This is a genomic window from Alkaliphilus metalliredigens QYMF (assembly GCF_000016985.1).
Lineage (GTDB): Bacteria > Bacillota > Clostridia > Peptostreptococcales > Natronincolaceae > Alkaliphilus_A > Alkaliphilus_A metalliredigens.
Window position 1 is genome coordinate 4,438,391 of the sequence record NC_009633.1, and the last position, 18,456, is coordinate 4,456,846.

Below are 18,456 nucleotides of genomic sequence, written 5' to 3' on the forward strand. Positions count from 1 at the left end.
TCATATCGCACTCAATTTTAAAGTATCACTTTAAAATTTCAAGTGCTCAAATTAAATGAGAGATATGCACTCTCAAAACTACACAATGTTATGGATATTTCTTTTGGTCAAGTCCTCGACCTATTAGTATTGGTCAGCTGAGTACATTACTGCACTTACACCTCCAACCTATCAACCAGGTAGTCTTCCTGGGGTCTTACTCTCTTTCGAGATGGGAAATCTTATCTTGAGGGGGGCTTCGTGCTTAGATGCCTTCAGCACTTATCCCTTCCATACGTAGCTACCCAGCGATGCTCTTGGCAGAACAACTGGTACACCAGAGGTATGTCCATCCCGGTCCTCTCGTACTAAGGACAGCTCCTCTCAAATTTCCTGCGCCCGCGACGGATAGGGACCGAACTGTCTCACGACGTTCTGAACCCAGCTCGCGTACCACTTTAATGGGCGAACAGCCCAACCCTTGGGACCTACTACAGCCCCAGGATGTGATGAGCCGACATCGAGGTGCCAAACCTCCCCGTCGATGTGGACTCTTGGGGGAGATAAGCCTGTTATCCCCGGGGTAGCTTTTATCCGTTGAGCGATGGCCCTTCCACTCGGAACCACCGGATCACTAAGCCCGACTTTCGTCCTTGCTCGACCTGTATGTCTCGCAATCAAGCTCCCTTTTGCCTTTGCACTCTACGCACGATTTCCGACCGTGCTGAGGGAACCTTTGGGCGCCTCCGTTACTTTTTGGGAGGCGACCGCCCCAGTCAAACTGCCCACCTGACAGTGTCCCAAGACCGGTTTCACGGTCTATGGTTAGAATTTCAGTACTACAAGAGTGGTATCCCAAGGTCGACTCCACCAAGACTGGCGTCCTAGTTTCAAAGTCTCCCACCTATCCTGTACATATAGTACCAAAATCCAATGTCAGGCTACAGTAAAGCTCCACGGGGTCTTTCCGTCCTGTCGCGGGTAACCAGCATCTTCACTGGTATTACAATTTCACCGGGTCTATTGTTGAGACAGTGCCCAAATCGTTACGCCTTTCGTGCGGGTCGGAACTTACCCGACAAGGAATTTCGCTACCTTAGGACCGTTATAGTTACGGCCGCCGTTTACTGGGGCTTAAGTTCAGTGCTTCGCTTGCGCTAACACGTCCCCTTAACCTTCCAGCACCGGGCAGGCGTCAGCCCCTATACTTCGTCTTTCGACTTAGCAGAGACCTATGTTTTTGGTAAACAGTCGCTTGGGCCTATTCTCTGCGGCCGGATAAGGCTTATGGAGTAAATCCTTCACCAAATCCGGCACCCCTTCTCCCGAAGTTACGGGGTCATTTTGCCGAGTTCCTTAACAATAGTTCTCCCGATCGTCTTAGGATTCTCTCCTCACCCACCTGTGTCGGTTTGCGGTACGGGCACTTTATAGTCTCGATAGAGGCTTTTCTCGACAGTGTGGAATCAACCAGTTCGCTACTTATATTTCGCTCCCCATCACATCTCAGAATATGTTAGAACGGATTTGCCTATCCTAACTCCCTACTTGCTTAGACGCACACAACCAACGGTGCGCATGGTTTATCCTACTGTGTCCCCCCATTTCTCAAACGACTAAAAGTGGTACAGGAATCTCAACCTGTTGTCCATCGCCTACGCCTTTCGGCCTCGGCTTAGGTCCCGACTAACCCTGAGCGGACGAACCTTCCTCAGGAAACCTTGGGTTTTCGACGGGCAAGATTCTCACTTGCCTCTCGTTACTCATGCCAACATTCTCTCTTCTGTAAAGTCCACTGCTCCTTACGGTACAGCTTCTACCCTTACAGAACGCTCGCCTACCATCCTTTCGGATCCATAGCTTCGGTGATACGTTTGAGCCCCGGACATTTTCGGCGCAGAATCACTCGACCAGTGAGCTATTACGCACTCTTTAAATGAGTGGCTGCTTCTAAGCCAACATCCTGGTTGTCTGTGCAACTCCACATCCTTTTCCACTTAACGTATACTTTGGGACCTTAGCTGATGGTCTGGGCTCTTTCCCTCTTGACTACGGATCTTATCACTCGCAGTCTGACTCCCAAGTATAAGACGACGGCATTCGGAGTTTGATAGGTTTCGGTAACCGGTGAAGGCCCCTTGACCATTCAGTGCTCTACCTCCGTGTCTCTAATCTTGAGGCTAGCCCTAAAGCTATTTCGGCGAGAACCAGCTATCTCCGAGCTCGATTGGAATTTCACCGCTACCCACAGATCATCCGGTGACTTTTCAACGTCAATCGGTTCGGACCTCCACGAAATTTTACTTCCGCTTCATCCTGTCCATGGGTAGGTCGCTCGGTTTCGGGTCTATGGCATGAAACTAAGTCGCCCGATTAAGACTCGGTTTCCCTACGGCTTCGCACCTTAAGTGCTTAACCTTGCTCCATACCATAACTCGTTGGCCCGTTCTACAAAAAGTACGCGGTCACACATATAAAGTGCTCCCACAGCTTGTAAGCAAAGGGTTTCAGGTTCTATTTCACTCCCCTTCCGGGGTTCTTTTCACCTTTCCCTCACGGTACTATGCGCTATCGGTCACTAGGTAGTATTTAGCCTTGGGGGGTGGTCCCCCCTGCTTCCCACAGGGTTTCACGTGTCCCGTGGTACTCTGGATCACAGTCAAAGATCTTCTTGTTTGATATACAGGACTATTACCTTCTCCGGTGGGGCTTTCCAACCCTCTTCTACTACAATACCTTCTTCTTAACGACCGTGTCCACAACCCCGATGAAGTAAACCCCATCGGTTTGGGCTCTTCCCCTTTCGCTCGCCGCTACTGAGGGAATCGAATTTTCTTTCTCTTCCTCGGGGTACTTAGATGTTTCAGTTCCCCCGGTCTGTCTTCTATTACCTATGAATTGAGTAATAGATACTTGGATATGAACCCAAGTGGGTTTCCCCATTCGGAAATCCCCGGATCAATGCCTGCTTGCGGCTTCCCGAGGCTTATCGCAGCTTACCACGTCCTTCATCGACTCCTAGTGCCAAGGCATCCGCCCTTTGCTCTTAATAACTTGACCTTTACGCTCATGACCCAAATCATAGATTTAGAGTCAATCGCTCAGCTAACAATCGCACCTTATATTTCCTTGAACAAATCAAAGAAAAGGTTTAATTGATAGTTTATTGATTTCGCATTTATTGCTTCATCATAACATTGTGTAGTTTTCAAAGAACATAAGCAGACAACCGAAATGTTGATTTCGTTTGTCTAACTTTATTAGAGAGATTAGGTCTCTCAAAACCAAACAGTATAGATGCGCCTTTGCTCCTTAGAAAGGAGGTGATCCAGCCGCACCTTCCGATACGGCTACCTTGTTACGACTTCACCCCAGTCATCGACTTCACCTTCGGCAGCTTCCTCCTTACGGTTAGATAGCTGACTTCGGGTGCTTCCGACTCCCGTGGTGTGACGGGCGGTGTGTACAAGACCCGGGAACGCATTCACCGCGACATTCTGATTCGCGATTACTAGCAACTCCAGCTTCATGTGGGCGAGTTTCAGCCCACAATCCGAACTGGGACCGACTTTATAGGATTTGCTCCGGATTACTCCTTCGCTGCCCGTTGTATCGGCCATTGTAGCACGTGTGTAGCCCTGAACATAAGGGGCATGATGATTTGACGTCATCCCCACCTTCCTCCGAGTTATCCCCGGCAGTCTCTCTAGAGTGCCCAGCCGAACTGCTGGCAACTAAAGACAAGGGTTGCGCTCGTTGCGGGACTTAACCCAACATCTCACGACACGAGCTGACGACAACCATGCACCACCTGTCACCTCAGTCCCCGAAGGGAAGACTCCGGTTAAGGAGTGGTCCGAGGGATGTCAAGTCCAGGTAAGGTTCTTCGCGTTGCTTCGAATTAAACCACATGCTCCGCTGCTTGTGCGGGTCCCCGTCAATTCCTTTGAGTTTCACTCTTGCGAGCGTACTCCCCAGGCGGAGTGCTTAATGCGTTAGCTGCGGCACTGAGGTTCGACCCCCAACACCTAGCACTCATCGTTTACGGCGTGGACTACCAGGGTATCTAATCCTGTTTGCTCCCCACGCTTTCGTGCCTCAGCGTCAGTAATGGTCCAGAAAGTCGCCTTCGCCACTGGTGTTCCTCCTAATATCTACGCATTTCACCGCTACACTAGGAATTCCACTTTCCTCTCCCATACTCAAGTCTTGCAGTTTCAAAGGCTTACTACGGTTGAGCCGTAGCCTTTCACCTCTGACTTGCAAGACCGCCTACGCACCCTTTACGCCCAGTGATTCCGGATAACGCTTGCCCCCTACGTATTACCGCGGCTGCTGGCACGTAGTTAGCCGGGGCTTCCTCCTAGGGTACCGTCAATATTCTTCCCCTAGGACAGAGCTTTACGACCCGAAGGCCTTCATCGCTCACGCGGCGTTGCTGCATCAGGCTTTCGCCCATTGTGCAATATTCCCCACTGCTGCCTCCCGTAGGAGTCTGGACCGTGTCTCAGTTCCAGTGTGGCCGATCACCCTCTCAGGTCGGCTACTGATCGTCGCCTTGGTGAGCCATTACCTCACCAACTAGCTAATCAGACGCGGGCCCATCTTGTACCGAAATTCTTTGACCCTTAAGGGATGCCCCTCTAGGGTTTTATGGGGTATTAGCAACGGTTTCCCGTTGTTGTCCCCCTGTACAAGGTAGGTTGCCCACGCGTTACTCACCCGTCCGCCGCTAGTTTCACTTTCTTCCACCCGAAGGCTTCCGTCAGATTAACCCGCTCGACTTGCATGTGTTAGGCACGCCGCCAGCGTTCATCCTGAGCCAGGATCAAACTCTTATATATAAATTTCTGGGTATTTCTTGTTCCATTCTAGTTAACTAAAATGGTATCTCGGCTTACGCCGAGTAAGTGACTTACACAAAATCTTAGATTTTGGTAATCTACTTATATGCTGGCTTACATCTATACTGTTTAGTTTTCAAAGACCTGATTTCTAACTTGCTTGGTATAACCCGTCGCGTTTTGGCGACTTAATCAATATATCATTTTTGATGACATATGTCAATAGGTTTTTATTTTTTTATTTGATACTCATGTAAAACTTGTACTGTCATTGACAGCTTAATCAATATACCATATATATGTTTATCCGTCAACTACCTATCATGTGGTAATATTTAACTAAACTTCTCAATTATTATAAACTAAAATCTCAAGTATACAATCAAGCTCTCTCCTCATGATATAATTGTTCTCTTTCACAAAACATGTATTCCTAATTTTTTTCTTATATTAGATTCTGTCAACCCTATAAAAATTCACCTTATGTGTCAATACTAATAAATACAATTAACCTATTTCATTTATAGACCAGGAAAAGTACATGCTGTATTTCATTAATAAGTAAATTATAATACACAGAGAGGAAGAGTTGATGAGTAAGCCTAAAAGAATACTTACTTTATTAGTTATTTATATAGTTACAGTAAGTATCAACATAATTTCTTTTGCCTATTTGTATAATCTGTATGATTCCATAATTGATTCAAGTTTAGCAAATCAAGAAAGGGCGGTTAATCATGAGGTTCTATTCTCAGACATTCTATATTTTAGTGGAATTACATATTTAACAATAGGCTATGGAGATTTTATTCCTATCGACGGTCAGGGCAAATTTTTAACTGTACTCCAAGGATTTTCTGGTGTAATCATAAATTCCACTTTCACTGGTATATTTCTATATTATTTAGTGAAAAGACGCAAAGATGTTCTAATATCAAATAAAATTCATATACGATATAAAGGAAATCGATTTTATCTATCTGTAAGAGTCGGTAATACTGGGAGGGCTCTTGTTAATATTAATAGAGTGTTAGAGATTTTTGCCTATGAAGATAATATCAGAAAGAAGAAGTTTCAATTATCTGAAGAATACCATTTTTTCGAAAAGCTTTTATACTGGGATATTGATTTATTGGATAAAAATAATCACAAACTATTAGGCTATCTTAAATCCGCAGTTTTCAATAAAGAAAGTATTTTATTAAGAGTTTCCATTATAGCTACTGATGTTGATTCAGATGAATCAATCTTTACATCTCAGTATTATAACCAAAATGATATTGTGTTTATTGATGATTATGTACATCTATATCAATGGAATAATCATGAGCCAACAAAAATTAACTGGAAGTACTTTAACCAGACTTACGATGCTGATAGTAGTTTAATTGAATATTTTAAAAATTTATAGTTTATTCCTTAACAATTTTTTTGTGGTAAGTAGTTTAAAACTAGATATTAGTATTACCATTTCCATATAAAAAAGCTCTGTATTATAAAAATACAGAGCTTTTTTATATCGTTAGATTCAACATGTAATAAATAATGGAGCGGGTAGAGGGAATCGAACCCTCGCGATCAGCTTGGAAGGCTGAAGTTCTACCACTAAACTACACCCGCTTATTTTTATATAATCCATATTGTTCATTGTTTAGATGGTAGCGGCAACAGGAGTCGAACCTGTGACCTTTCGGGTATGAACCGAACGCTCTAGCCATCTGAGCTATGCCGCCAGATATTTGAGCACTTATCATTTTAAATAGTGCTTAAAATTGAGTACGACATGAAGTGATCCGATAGCAACAACGTAATTTTTTGGTTGCGGAGGCAGGATTCGAACCTACGACCTTCGGGTTATGAGCCCGACGAGCTACCAGTTGCTCCACCCCGCGTTATGCTATATTTTTCCAAATCTTTAGTTTGATGTGGTACTCAGCTTCGCTGAATTTCATTAAACCTAAAGACTTGATGGTGCCCAGAGGCGGAATCGAACCACCGACACGGGGATTTTCAGTCCCCTGCTCTACCGACTGAGCTATCTGGGCTTATTTAATTGGTGGGCTCAAGTGGACTCGAACCACCGACCTCACGCTTATCAGGCGTGCGCTCTAACCAGCTGAGCTATGAGCCCTCTTGTGGTCCGGGTGAAGAGATTCGAACTCCCGACCCCATGGTCCCAAACCATGTGCGCTACCAAACTGCGCTACACCCGGTTGAATTGGCAGGGGTGACAGGATTTGAACCCACGACACGTGGTTTTGGAGACCACTGTTCTACCAACTGAACTACACCCCTGTACTTCTATTTATTATATATATGGTGGGCCTTCAGGGATTCGAACCCCGGACCTGCCGGTTATGAGCCGGACGCTCTAACCAACTGAGCTAAAGGCCCCAATTTTTTTCATTTGGTCCGGGTGAAGAGATTCGAACTCCCGACCCCATGGTCCCAAACCATGTGCGCTACCAAACTGCGCTACACCCGGTTAAAAAAATGGCGGAGAAGGCGGGATTCGAACCCGCGCGCCGCATACACGACCTAACGGTTTAGCAAACCGTCCTCTTGAGCCTACTTGAGTACTTCTCCATATTTTGTTTTAATGGCGGAGAGGGTGGGATTCGAACCCACGGTCCCTTTCAGAATCACTAGTTTTCAAGACTAGCTCCTTAAACCGCTCGGACACCTCTCCTTAATTGATGGTGACCCATCCGCGACTCGAACGCGGGACACCCTGATTAAAAGTCAGGTGCTCTACCGACTGAGCTAATGGGTCAAAATGGAGCGGAAGACGAGATTTGAACTCGCGACCCTCGCCTTGGCAAGGCGATGCTCTACCACTGAGCCACTTCCGCATATCTGTTATTCATTTAGTTTTAAAATGGTGCGGGTGGAGGGACTTGAACCCCCACGGTCGCCCGCTAGATCCTAAGTCTAGTGCGTCTGCCAATTCCGCCACACCCGCATTTGTAATGGATGTTAGCTACTGTACAGCTAACTAAGTGACTAACGCCCAATTATAGATTTGGGTTATCTACTTATATTTAAATGGTGGAGGGAGAAGGATTCGAACCTTCGAAGTCGCTGACAACAGATTTACAGTCTGCCCCCTTTGGCCGCTCGGGAACCCCTCCTGATTATGAAAATGGAGCTGGTGATGGGATTCGAACCCGCGACCTGCTGATTACAAATCAGCTGCTCTACCAATTGAGCTACACCAGCTTATTATTTTAAATGGCGACCTGGAAGGGACTCGAACCCTCGACCTCCAGCGTGACAGGCTGGCATTCTAACCAACTGAACTACCAGGCCGCGTTATTTTCGCAGTCTCGCATCACAAATTTGTTCACTCCCTTTTGGTCGTGCAAATTTGGTGCGAATGTTGCGTTTAACCTACTACCGATTTACTACAAACGTAAATCGAGTTAGGTTATAAATGGTGGGCGCAACAGGGCTCGAACCTGTGACCCCCTGCTTGTAAGGCAGGTGCTCTCCCAGCTGAGCTATGCGCCCTGGGAATAAAAATGGTGACCCCTAGGGGAATCGAACCCCTGTTACCGCCGTGAAAGGGCGGTGTCTTGACCGCTTGACCAAGGGGCCTTGTAATGGTTGCGGGGGCAGGATTCGAACCTACGACCTTCGGGTTATGAGCCCGACGAGCTACCAGTTGCTCCACCCCGCGTTGTAAATAAAAAGTGGTGCCGAAGACCGGAATCGAACCGGTACGATCTTGAAGGACCGCAGGATTTTAAGTCCTGTGCGTCTGCCAGTTCCGCCACTTCGGCATATATGGCTCCTGGGAGAGGACTCGAACCTCCAACCTGTCGGTTAACAGCCGAATGCTCCACCATTGAGCTACCCAGGAACAATAAAATATCGCGACGACCTACTCTCCCAGGCAGCTGCCCGCCAAGTACCATCAGCGCTGAAGGGCTTAACTTCTGTGTTCGGGATGGGAACAGGTGTGACCCCTTCGCTATAGTCACGATATTAACTTACCTTCAGTAAGTATTTTTAGAGGAAGTTATAAACTTTCGACTTTCTTTTACTTTGAAGTTAATTCAAGGTTAGAAAATCGTAAGTTTCTAACTAAGCGACTGCCATGAAATCATAGATTTCAGGCAGCTGCTTAAGTTCTCTCAAAACTACACAATGTTATGGATATTTCTTTTGGTCAAGTCCTCGACCTATTAGTATTGGTCAGCTGAGTACATTACTGCACTTACACCTCCAACCTATCAACCAGGTAGTCTTCCTGGGGTCTTACTCTCTTTCGAGATGGGAAATCTTATCTTGAGGGGGGCTTCGTGCTTAGATGCCTTCAGCACTTATCCCTTCCATACGTAGCTACCCAGCGATGCTCTTGGCAGAACAACTGGTACACCAGAGGTATGTCCATCCCGGTCCTCTCGTACTAAGGACAGCTCCTCTCAAATTTCCTGCGCCCGCGACGGATAGGGACCGAACTGTCTCACGACGTTCTGAACCCAGCTCGCGTACCACTTTAATGGGCGAACAGCCCAACCCTTGGGACCTACTACAGCCCCAGGATGTGATGAGCCGACATCGAGGTGCCAAACCTCCCCGTCGATGTGGACTCTTGGGGGAGATAAGCCTGTTATCCCCGGGGTAGCTTTTATCCGTTGAGCGATGGCCCTTCCACTCGGAACCACCGGATCACTAAGCCCGACTTTCGTCCTTGCTCGACCTGTATGTCTCGCAATCAAGCTCCCTTTTGCCTTTGCACTCTACGCACGATTTCCGACCGTGCTGAGGGAACCTTTGGGCGCCTCCGTTACTTTTTGGGAGGCGACCGCCCCAGTCAAACTGCCCACCTGACAGTGTCCCAAGACCGGTTTCACGGTCTATGGTTAGAATTTCAGTACTACAAGAGTGGTATCCCAAGGTCGACTCCACCAAGACTGGCGTCCTAGTTTCAAAGTCTCCCACCTATCCTGTACATATAGTACCAAAATCCAATGTCAGGCTACAGTAAAGCTCCACGGGGTCTTTCCGTCCTGTCGCGGGTAACCAGCATCTTCACTGGTATTACAATTTCACCGGGTCTATTGTTGAGACAGTGCCCAAATCGTTACGCCTTTCGTGCGGGTCGGAACTTACCCGACAAGGAATTTCGCTACCTTAGGACCGTTATAGTTACGGCCGCCGTTTACTGGGGCTTAAGTTCAGTGCTTCGCTTGCGCTAACACGTCCCCTTAACCTTCCAGCACCGGGCAGGCGTCAGCCCCTATACTTCGTCTTTCGACTTAGCAGAGACCTATGTTTTTGGTAAACAGTCGCTTGGGCCTATTCTCTGCGGCCGGATAAGGCTTATGGAGTAAATCCTTCACCAAATCCGGCACCCCTTCTCCCGAAGTTACGGGGTCATTTTGCCGAGTTCCTTAACAATAGTTCTCCCGATCGTCTTAGGATTCTCTCCTCACCCACCTGTGTCGGTTTGCGGTACGGGCACTTTATAGTCTCGATAGAGGCTTTTCTCGACAGTGTGGAATCAACCAGTTCGCTACTTATATTTCGCTCCCCATCACATCTCAGAATATGTTAGAACGGATTTGCCTATCCTAACTCCCTACTTGCTTAGACGCACACAACCAACGGTGCGCATGGTTTATCCTACTGTGTCCCCCCATTTCTCAAACGACTAAAAGTGGTACAGGAATCTCAACCTGTTGTCCATCGCCTACGCCTTTCGGCCTCGGCTTAGGTCCCGACTAACCCTGAGCGGACGAACCTTCCTCAGGAAACCTTGGGTTTTCGACGGGCAAGATTCTCACTTGCCTCTCGTTACTCATGCCAACATTCTCTCTTCTGTAAAGTCCACTGCTCCTTACGGTACAGCTTCTACCCTTACAGAACGCTCGCCTACCATCCTTTCGGATCCATAGCTTCGGTGATACGTTTGAGCCCCGGACATTTTCGGCGCAGAATCACTCGACCAGTGAGCTATTACGCACTCTTTAAATGAGTGGCTGCTTCTAAGCCAACATCCTGGTTGTCTGTGCAACTCCACATCCTTTTCCACTTAACGTATACTTTGGGACCTTAGCTGATGGTCTGGGCTCTTTCCCTCTTGACTACGGATCTTATCACTCGCAGTCTGACTCCCAAGTATAAGACGACGGCATTCGGAGTTTGATAGGTTTCGGTAACCGGTGAAGGCCCCTTGACCATTCAGTGCTCTACCTCCGTGTCTCTAATCTTGAGGCTAGCCCTAAAGCTATTTCGGCGAGAACCAGCTATCTCCGAGCTCGATTGGAATTTCACCGCTACCCACAGATCATCCGGTGACTTTTCAACGTCAATCGGTTCGGACCTCCACGAAATTTTACTTCCGCTTCATCCTGTCCATGGGTAGGTCGCTCGGTTTCGGGTCTATGGCATGAAACTAAGTCGCCCGATTAAGACTCGGTTTCCCTACGGCTTCGCACCTTAAGTGCTTAACCTTGCTCCATACCATAACTCGTTGGCCCGTTCTACAAAAAGTACGCGGTCACACATATAAAGTGCTCCCACAGCTTGTAAGCAAAGGGTTTCAGGTTCTATTTCACTCCCCTTCCGGGGTTCTTTTCACCTTTCCCTCACGGTACTATGCGCTATCGGTCACTAGGTAGTATTTAGCCTTGGGGGGTGGTCCCCCCTGCTTCCCACAGGGTTTCACGTGTCCCGTGGTACTCTGGATCACAGTCAAAGATCTTCTTGTTTGATATACAGGACTATTACCTTCTCCGGTGGGGCTTTCCAACCCTCTTCTACTACAATACCTTCTTCTTAACGACCGTGTCCACAACCCCGATGAAGTAAACCCCATCGGTTTGGGCTCTTCCCCTTTCGCTCGCCGCTACTGAGGGAATCGAATTTTCTTTCTCTTCCTCGGGGTACTTAGATGTTTCAGTTCCCCCGGTCTGTCTTCTATTACCTATGAATTGAGTAATAGATACTTGGATATGAACCCAAGTGGGTTTCCCCATTCGGAAATCCCCGGATCAATGCCTGCTTGCGGCTTCCCGAGGCTTATCGCAGCTTACCACGTCCTTCATCGACTCCTAGTGCCAAGGCATCCGCCCTTTGCTCTTAATAACTTGACCTTTACGCTCATGACCCAAATCATAGATTTAGAGTCAATCGCTCAGCTAACAATCGCACCTTATATTTCCTTGAACAAATCAAAGAAAAGGTTTGATTGATAGTTTATTGATTTCGCATTTAATGCTTCATCATAACATTGTGTAGTTTTCAAAGAACTTTTTTTAAATGGTGGAGACGAGGAGAGTCGAACTCCTGACCCCCTGCTTGCAAGGCAGGTGCTCTCCCAACTGAGCTACGCCCCCTTGGTGCTTTTAGAGAGATGATTAGGTCTCTCAAAACTAGACAGTATAGATGCGCCTTTGCTCCTTAGAAAGGAGGTGATCCAGCCGCACCTTCCGATACGGCTACCTTGTTACGACTTCACCCCAGTCATCGACTTCACCTTCGGCAGCTTCCTCCTTACGGTTAGATAGCTGACTTCGGGTGCTTCCGACTCCCGTGGTGTGACGGGCGGTGTGTACAAGACCCGGGAACGCATTCACCGCGACATTCTGATTCGCGATTACTAGCAACTCCAGCTTCATGTGGGCGAGTTTCAGCCCACAATCCGAACTGGGACCGACTTTATAGGATTTGCTCCGGATTACTCCTTCGCTGCCCGTTGTATCGGCCATTGTAGCACGTGTGTAGCCCTGAACATAAGGGGCATGATGATTTGACGTCATCCCCACCTTCCTCCGAGTTATCCCCGGCAGTCTCTCTAGAGTGCCCAGCCGAACTGCTGGCAACTAAAGACAAGGGTTGCGCTCGTTGCGGGACTTAACCCAACATCTCACGACACGAGCTGACGACAACCATGCACCACCTGTCACCTCAGTCCCCGAAGGGAAGACTCCGGTTAAGGAGTGGTCCGAGGGATGTCAAGTCCAGGTAAGGTTCTTCGCGTTGCTTCGAATTAAACCACATGCTCCGCTGCTTGTGCGGGTCCCCGTCAATTCCTTTGAGTTTCACTCTTGCGAGCGTACTCCCCAGGCGGAGTGCTTAATGCGTTAGCTGCGGCACTGAGGTTCGACCCCCAACACCTAGCACTCATCGTTTACGGCGTGGACTACCAGGGTATCTAATCCTGTTTGCTCCCCACGCTTTCGTGCCTCAGCGTCAGTAATGGTCCAGAAAGTCGCCTTCGCCACTGGTGTTCCTCCTAATATCTACGCATTTCACCGCTACACTAGGAATTCCACTTTCCTCTCCCATACTCAAGTCTTGCAGTTTCAAAGGCTTACTACGGTTGAGCCGTAGCCTTTCACCTCTGACTTGCAAGACCGCCTACGCACCCTTTACGCCCAGTGATTCCGGATAACGCTTGCCCCCTACGTATTACCGCGGCTGCTGGCACGTAGTTAGCCGGGGCTTCCTCCTAGGGTACCGTCAATATTCTTCCCCTAGGACAGAGCTTTACGACCCGAAGGCCTTCATCGCTCACGCGGCGTTGCTGCATCAGGCTTTCGCCCATTGTGCAATATTCCCCACTGCTGCCTCCCGTAGGAGTCTGGACCGTGTCTCAGTTCCAGTGTGGCCGATCACCCTCTCAGGTCGGCTACTGATCGTCGCCTTGGTGAGCCATTACCTCACCAACTAGCTAATCAGACGCGGGCCCATCTTGTACCGAAATTCTTTGACCCTTAAGGGATGCCCCTCTAGGGTTTTATGGGGTATTAGCAACGGTTTCCCGTTGTTGTCCCCCTGTACAAGGTAGGTTGCCCACGCGTTACTCACCCGTCCGCCGCTAGTTTCACTTTCTTCCACCCGAAGGCTTCCGTCAGATTAACCCGCTCGACTTGCATGTGTTAGGCACGCCGCCAGCGTTCATCCTGAGCCAGGATCAAACTCTTATATATAAATTTCTGGGTCCATCTTAGTAAAACTAAAATGGCTTCTCGACTTTGTCGAGTTTGTATCTTGCGCAAAATCTAAGACTTTGGCAATCTACTTGTAATATGCTGGCTTACATCTATACTGTTTAGTTTTCAAAGACCTGATTTCTAACTTGCTTGGTATAACCTGTCGCGTTTTGGCGACTTAATCACTATATCACTTCCGATGATGAATGTCAATACCTTTTGCACATATTTTGTTTTTATTTCGTATTAATAATGTTAGCTTCAAACAATATATCACATTCTAGTACCACTGTCAATATAGATACGGATTGTATTGTTACCCAACAATCTTATCTATAGCTAATACAAAAGCAAGGATTTAAACCCTTGCTTTTTTCGTGGTGCCCAGAGGCGGAATCGAACCACCGACACGGGGATTTTCAGTCCCCTGCTCTACCGACTGAGCTATCTGGGCTTATTTAGTTGGTGGGCTCAAGTGGACTCGAACCACCGACCTCACGCTTATCAGGCGTGCGCTCTAACCAGCTGAGCTATGAGCCCTAAATGGTGACCCATCCGCGACTCGAACGCGGGACACCCTGATTAAAAGTCAGGTGCTCTACCGACTGAGCTAATGGGTCAAAATGGCTGGGATAGCAGGACTCGAACCTGCGGATGACGGAGTCAAAGTCCGTTGCCTTACCGACTTGGCTATATCCCAAGAAAGTGGCGTGCCCACAGGGATTCGAACCCCGGACCTACGGCTTAGAAGGCCGTTGCTCTATCCAGCTGAGCTATGAGCACATTTTATTTGGAGCGGGTAGAGGGAATCGAACCCTCGCGATCAGCTTGGAAGGCTGAAGTTCTACCACTAAACTACACCCGCATATACTATGGAGCTGGTGATGGGATTCGAACCCGCGACCTGCTGATTACAAATCAGCTGCTCTGCCAATTGAGCTACACCAGCATAATATATTAATGATATTACCTTTTCTTTCAATTTTTTATGTTCAATGATTTATTTATATTCAATAGAACCATTGGAATAAATCTCAAAATGCCAACTGACTAACTCAAAATCAAAGATTCTCATTATAATATGGTGGGCGCAACAGGGCTCGAACCTGTGACCCCCTGCTTGTAAGGCAGGTGCTCTCCCAGCTGAGCTATGCGCCCTGGGAATTAAAATGGTGACCCCTAGGGGAATCGAACCCCTGTTACCGCCGTGAAAGGGCGGTGTCTTGACCGCTTGACCAAGGGGCCTTTAATATCGCGACGACCTACTCTCCCAGGCAGCTGCCCGCCAAGTACCATCAGCGCTGAAGGGCTTAACTTCTGTGTTCGGGATGGGAACAGGTGTGACCCCTTCGCTATAGTCACGATATTAAGTAGACAACCAAAAGTTAGTTTTTCAACTTTTGTGTTGGTCACTTAGTCAGCAATCTGGTTATTCCTTTCCTTCGGAATGACCCTAAAGGAATGGACAGATTGATGACGTCTTTTGAGAGTATTCTCTCAAAACTACACAATGTTATGGATATTTCTTTTGGTCAAGTCCTCGACCTATTAGTATTGGTCAGCTGAGTACATTACTGCACTTACACCTCCAACCTATCAACCAGGTAGTCTTCCTGGGGTCTTACTCTCTTTCGAGATGGGAAATCTTATCTTGAGGGGGGCTTCGTGCTTAGATGCCTTCAGCACTTATCCCTTCCATACGTAGCTACCCAGCGATGCTCTTGGCAGAACAACTGGTACACCAGAGGTATGTCCATCCCGGTCCTCTCGTACTAAGGACAGCTCCTCTCAAATTTCCTGCGCCCGCGACGGATAGGGACCGAACTGTCTCACGACGTTCTGAACCCAGCTCGCGTACCACTTTAATGGGCGAACAGCCCAACCCTTGGGACCTACTACAGCCCCAGGATGTGATGAGCCGACATCGAGGTGCCAAACCTCCCCGTCGATGTGGACTCTTGGGGGAGATAAGCCTGTTATCCCCGGGGTAGCTTTTATCCGTTGAGCGATGGCCCTTCCACTCGGAACCACCGGATCACTAAGCCCGACTTTCGTCCTTGCTCGACCTGTATGTCTCGCAATCAAGCTCCCTTTTGCCTTTGCACTCTACGCACGATTTCCGACCGTGCTGAGGGAACCTTTGGGCGCCTCCGTTACTTTTTGGGAGGCGACCGCCCCAGTCAAACTGCCCACCTGACAGTGTCCCAAGACCGGTTTCACGGTCTATGGTTAGAATTTCAGTACTACAAGAGTGGTATCCCAAGGTCGACTCCACCAAGACTGGCGTCCTAGTTTCAAAGTCTCCCACCTATCCTGTACATATAGTACCAAAATCCAATGTCAGGCTACAGTAAAGCTCCACGGGGTCTTTCCGTCCTGTCGCGGGTAACCAGCATCTTCACTGGTATTACAATTTCACCGGGTCTATTGTTGAGACAGTGCCCAAATCGTTACGCCTTTCGTGCGGGTCGGAACTTACCCGACAAGGAATTTCGCTACCTTAGGACCGTTATAGTTACGGCCGCCGTTTACTGGGGCTTAAGTTCAGTGCTTCGCTTGCGCTAACACGTCCCCTTAACCTTCCAGCACCGGGCAGGCGTCAGCCCCTATACTTCGTCTTTCGACTTAGCAGAGACCTATGTTTTTGGTAAACAGTCGCTTGGGCCTATTCTCTGCGGCCGGATAAGGCTTATGGAGTAAATCCTTCACCAAATCCGGCACCCCTTCTCCCGAAGTTACGGGGTCATTTTGCCGAGTTCCTTAACAATAGTTCTCCCGATCGTCTTAGGATTCTCTCCTCACCCACCTGTGTCGGTTTGCGGTACGGGCACTTTATAGTCTCGATAGAGGCTTTTCTCGACAGTGTGGAATCAACCAGTTCGCTACTTATATTTCGCTCCCCATCACATCTCAGAATATGTTAGAACGGATTTGCCTATCCTAACTCCCTACTTGCTTAGACGCACACAACCAACGGTGCGCATGGTTTATCCTACTGTGTCCCCCCATTTCTCAAACGACTAAAAGTGGTACAGGAATCTCAACCTGTTGTCCATCGCCTACGCCTTTCGGCCTCGGCTTAGGTCCCGACTAACCCTGAGCGGACGAACCTTCCTCAGGAAACCTTGGGTTTTCGACGGGCAAGATTCTCACTTGCCTCTCGTTACTCATGCCAACATTCTCTCTTCTGTAAAGTCCACTGCTCCTTACGGTACAGCTTCTACCCTTACAGAACGCTCGCCTACCATCCTTTCGGATCCATAGCTTCGGTGATACGTTTGAGCCCCGGACATTTTCGGCGCAGAATCACTCGACCAGTGAGCTATTACGCACTCTTTAAATGAGTGGCTGCTTCTAAGCCAACATCCTGGTTGTCTGTGCAACTCCACATCCTTTTCCACTTAACGTATACTTTGGGACCTTAGCTGATGGTCTGGGCTCTTTCCCTCTTGACTACGGATCTTATCACTCGCAGTCTGACTCCCAAGTATAAGACGACGGCATTCGGAGTTTGATAGGTTTCGGTAACCGGTGAAGGCCCCTTGACCATTCAGTGCTCTACCTCCGTGTCTCTAATCTTGAGGCTAGCCCTAAAGCTATTTCGGCGAGAACCAGCTATCTCCGAGCTCGATTGGAATTTCACCGCTACCCACAGATCATCCGGTGACTTTTCAACGTCAATCGGTTCGGACCTCCACGAAATTTTACTTCCGCTTCATCCTGTCCATGGGTAGGTCGCTCGGTTTCGGGTCTATGGCATGAAACTAAGTCGCCCGATTAAGACTCGGTTTCCCTACGGCTTCGCACCTTAAGTGCTTAACCTTGCTCCATACCATAACTCGTTGGCCCGTTCTACAAAAAGTACGCGGTCACACATATAAAGTGCTCCCACAGCTTGTAAGCAAAGGGTTTCAGGTTCTATTTCACTCCCCTTCCGGGGTTCTTTTCACCTTTCCCTCACGGTACTATGCGCTATCGGTCACTAGGTAGTATTTAGCCTTGGGGGGTGGTCCCCCCTGCTTCCCACAGGGTTTCACGTGTCCCGTGGTACTCTGGATCACAGTCAAAGATCTTCTTGTTTGATATACAGGACTATTACCTTCTCCGGTGGGGCTTTCCAACCCTCTTCTACTACAATACCTTCTTCTTAACGACCGTGTCCACAACCCCGATGAAGTAAACCCCATCGGTTTGGGCTCTTCCCCTTTCGCTCGCCGCTACTGAGGGAATCGAATTTTCTTTCTCTTCCTCGGGGTACTTAGATGTTTCAGTTCCCCCGGTCTGTCTTCTATTACCTATGAATTGAGTAATAGATACTTGGATATGAACCCAAGTGGGTTTCCCCATTCGGAAATCCCCGGATCAATGCCTGCTTGCGGCTTCCCGAGGCTTATCGCAGCTTACCACGTCCTTCATCGACTCCTAGTGCCAAGGCATCCGCCCTTTGCTCTTAATAACTTGACCTTTACGCTCATGACCCAAATCATAGATTTAGAGTCAATCGCTCAGCTAACAATCTGTTGAGTTTTCTTGAATAATCAAGAAAATCTTCAAATTGATAGTTTATTGATTTCGCATTTATTGCTTCATCATAACATTGTGTAGTTTTCAAAGAACGATTTTACACATTATCCAACTCTAAAGCTAGATAGTGGTATTTTAGAGAGATTAGGTCTCCCAAAACCAAA

1 protein-coding gene, 32 tRNA genes and 7 rRNA genes are annotated in these 18,456 nt (G+C 48.1%); 1 reads left to right on the forward strand and 39 read right to left on the reverse strand.

The window, feature by feature from the left end; all coding sequences use genetic code 11:
- Window positions 1-103: 103 nt before the first annotated feature.
- Window positions 104-3,039, reverse strand: a 23S ribosomal RNA gene (locus AMET_RS21395).
- Between the two features lie 256 nt (window positions 3,040-3,295).
- A 16S ribosomal RNA gene (locus AMET_RS21400) occupies window positions 3,296-4,823 on the reverse strand.
- Together the 16S and 23S rRNA genes form the textbook arrangement of a ribosomal RNA operon.
- 592 nt (window positions 4,824-5,415) lie before the next feature.
- Here AMET_RS21400 and AMET_RS21405 point away from each other — a divergent pair.
- Complete coding sequence (locus AMET_RS21405; protein WP_012065339.1) at window positions 5,416-6,234, forward strand: potassium channel family protein; 819 nt, start codon at window positions 5,416-5,418, stop codon at window positions 6,232-6,234.
- 135 nt (window positions 6,235-6,369) lie between these two features.
- On the opposite strand, the gene AMET_RS21410 is transcribed toward AMET_RS21405, so the two are convergent.
- The 37 genes from AMET_RS21410 to AMET_RS21590 all read right to left on the reverse strand — a co-directional run bounded on the left by AMET_RS21410 (window position 6,370) and on the right by AMET_RS21590 (window position 18,232).
- Window positions 6,370-6,443, reverse strand: a tRNA-Gly gene (locus AMET_RS21410).
- Window positions 6,444-6,479: 36 nt separating this feature from the next.
- Window positions 6,480-6,556: transfer RNA gene (locus AMET_RS21415), tRNA-Met, on the reverse strand.
- An 83-nt stretch (window positions 6,557-6,639) separates the two neighbouring features.
- Window positions 6,640-6,715 (reverse strand) — tRNA-Met (locus AMET_RS21420).
- A gap of 77 nt (window positions 6,716-6,792) precedes the next feature.
- Window positions 6,793-6,868 (reverse strand) — tRNA-Phe (locus AMET_RS21425).
- A gap of 9 nt (window positions 6,869-6,877) precedes the next feature.
- Window positions 6,878-6,954, reverse strand: a tRNA-Ile gene (locus AMET_RS21430).
- Window positions 6,955-6,959: 5 nt separating this feature from the next.
- Window positions 6,960-7,036, reverse strand: a tRNA-Pro gene (locus tag AMET_RS21435).
- A gap of 6 nt (window positions 7,037-7,042) precedes the next feature.
- Window positions 7,043-7,118, reverse strand: a tRNA-Trp gene (locus AMET_RS21440).
- 22 nt (window positions 7,119-7,140) lie between these two features.
- Window positions 7,141-7,217 (reverse strand) — tRNA-Ile (locus tag AMET_RS21445).
- Window positions 7,218-7,231: 14 nt separating this feature from the next.
- A tRNA-Pro gene (locus AMET_RS21450) sits at window positions 7,232-7,308 on the reverse strand.
- Window positions 7,309-7,317: 9 nt separating this feature from the next.
- Window positions 7,318-7,409 (reverse strand) — tRNA-Ser (locus AMET_RS21455).
- 14 nt (window positions 7,410-7,423) lie between these two features.
- Window positions 7,424-7,512: transfer RNA gene (locus tag AMET_RS21460), tRNA-Ser, on the reverse strand.
- Between the two features lie 8 nt (window positions 7,513-7,520).
- Window positions 7,521-7,596 (reverse strand) — tRNA-Lys (locus tag AMET_RS21465).
- Window positions 7,597-7,600: 4 nt separating this feature from the next.
- Window positions 7,601-7,675, reverse strand: a tRNA-Gly gene (locus tag AMET_RS21470).
- A gap of 27 nt (window positions 7,676-7,702) precedes the next feature.
- Window positions 7,703-7,785: transfer RNA gene (locus tag AMET_RS21475), tRNA-Leu, on the reverse strand.
- An 84-nt stretch (window positions 7,786-7,869) separates the two neighbouring features.
- Window positions 7,870-7,954: transfer RNA gene (locus AMET_RS21480), tRNA-Tyr, on the reverse strand.
- A gap of 12 nt (window positions 7,955-7,966) precedes the next feature.
- Window positions 7,967-8,042, reverse strand: a tRNA-Thr gene (locus AMET_RS21485).
- 13 nt (window positions 8,043-8,055) lie between these two features.
- Window positions 8,056-8,132: transfer RNA gene (locus AMET_RS21490), tRNA-Asp, on the reverse strand.
- Between the two features lie 125 nt (window positions 8,133-8,257).
- A tRNA-Val gene (locus tag AMET_RS21495) sits at window positions 8,258-8,333 on the reverse strand.
- A 12-nt stretch (window positions 8,334-8,345) separates the two neighbouring features.
- Window positions 8,346-8,420, reverse strand: a tRNA-Glu gene (locus tag AMET_RS21500).
- A 6-nt stretch (window positions 8,421-8,426) separates the two neighbouring features.
- Window positions 8,427-8,502 (reverse strand) — tRNA-Met (locus tag AMET_RS21505).
- Between the two features lie 14 nt (window positions 8,503-8,516).
- A tRNA-Leu gene (locus tag AMET_RS21510) sits at window positions 8,517-8,605 on the reverse strand.
- 5 nt (window positions 8,606-8,610) lie between these two features.
- Window positions 8,611-8,685: transfer RNA gene (locus AMET_RS21515), tRNA-Asn, on the reverse strand.
- 8 nt (window positions 8,686-8,693) lie between these two features.
- Window positions 8,694-8,810 (reverse strand): 5S ribosomal RNA (gene rrf / locus AMET_RS21520).
- 180 nt (window positions 8,811-8,990) lie between these two features.
- Window positions 8,991-11,926 (reverse strand): 23S ribosomal RNA (locus AMET_RS21525).
- A 167-nt stretch (window positions 11,927-12,093) separates the two neighbouring features.
- A tRNA-Ala gene (locus tag AMET_RS21530) sits at window positions 12,094-12,169 on the reverse strand.
- A gap of 68 nt (window positions 12,170-12,237) precedes the next feature.
- Window positions 12,238-13,765: ribosomal RNA gene (locus AMET_RS21535) — 16S ribosomal RNA — on the reverse strand.
- Window positions 13,766-14,146: 381 nt separating this feature from the next.
- Window positions 14,147-14,222 (reverse strand) — tRNA-Phe (locus AMET_RS21540).
- A 9-nt stretch (window positions 14,223-14,231) separates the two neighbouring features.
- Window positions 14,232-14,308, reverse strand: a tRNA-Ile gene (locus AMET_RS21545).
- Window positions 14,309-14,312: 4 nt separating this feature from the next.
- A tRNA-Lys gene (locus tag AMET_RS21550) sits at window positions 14,313-14,388 on the reverse strand.
- A gap of 4 nt (window positions 14,389-14,392) precedes the next feature.
- Window positions 14,393-14,468 (reverse strand) — tRNA-Gln (locus tag AMET_RS21555).
- A 6-nt stretch (window positions 14,469-14,474) separates the two neighbouring features.
- Window positions 14,475-14,551 (reverse strand) — tRNA-Arg (locus AMET_RS21560).
- An 8-nt stretch (window positions 14,552-14,559) separates the two neighbouring features.
- Window positions 14,560-14,633 (reverse strand) — tRNA-Gly (locus AMET_RS21565).
- A gap of 8 nt (window positions 14,634-14,641) precedes the next feature.
- Window positions 14,642-14,717 (reverse strand) — tRNA-Thr (locus AMET_RS21570).
- 133 nt (window positions 14,718-14,850) lie between these two features.
- A tRNA-Val gene (locus tag AMET_RS21575) sits at window positions 14,851-14,926 on the reverse strand.
- A 12-nt stretch (window positions 14,927-14,938) separates the two neighbouring features.
- Window positions 14,939-15,013, reverse strand: a tRNA-Glu gene (locus AMET_RS21580).
- Window positions 15,014-15,017: 4 nt separating this feature from the next.
- A 5S ribosomal RNA gene (gene rrf, locus AMET_RS21585) occupies window positions 15,018-15,134 on the reverse strand.
- Between the two features lie 162 nt (window positions 15,135-15,296).
- Window positions 15,297-18,232: ribosomal RNA gene (locus tag AMET_RS21590) — 23S ribosomal RNA — on the reverse strand.
- Between the last annotated feature and the right edge of the window lie 224 nt (window positions 18,233-18,456).

What these genes read in the sequence shown, in the direction of transcription:
- AMET_RS21405 (WP_012065339.1), top strand. Translation starts at nt 5,416, where the DNA reads ATGAGTAAGCCTAAAAGAATACTTACTTTATTAGTTATTTATATAGTT.